The 379-nt window shown below is 63.3% G+C and carries 1 pseudogene; it reads left to right on the forward strand.

Going from position 1 to position 379, the window contains the following annotated elements:
* A pseudogene (locus tag EOA85_RS37165) lies at window positions 1-244 on the forward strand (NAD(P)-dependent oxidoreductase); the annotation flags it as partial.
* Window positions 245-379: the final 135 nt, after the last annotated feature.

Here is a 379-nt window from a genome sequence, read left to right on the forward strand (position 1 = left end):
GGATGTCGTCGCCTATGCCGCTTCGCTAATGGGTATCGAACCGCCGCCCGAAATTCCCTTCGACGCCGCCCAACTTTCGCCCATGGCGCGGTCCTTCTATGGCGAGAACAAGCGTGTCGCCAACGCGGCGATCAAGGCGGCGGGTTATTCCCTGCGGTTTCCAGACTACCGCGCCGCCTTCGATCATATGTGGGCAAGCGGCGATTGGCGTGACGGCGAAGCGCGCAGCCCGATGAAGCGCTGACGATCGAAGCCGCGGGCGCGGCGTGCTATGATTCGGCCTTGGGATTGCGGTGGAGAACCGGGTTCATGAAGACAGCGATGAGGCTATCTCTAGGCAAAACGCCCCTGTTGGCCGCTGCGCTCGGCCTGCTTGCCG

This window comes from Mesorhizobium sp. M5C.F.Ca.IN.020.29.1.1, assembly GCF_003997375.1.
Taxonomy (GTDB): domain Bacteria; phylum Pseudomonadota; class Alphaproteobacteria; order Rhizobiales; family Rhizobiaceae; genus Mesorhizobium; species Mesorhizobium wenxiniae.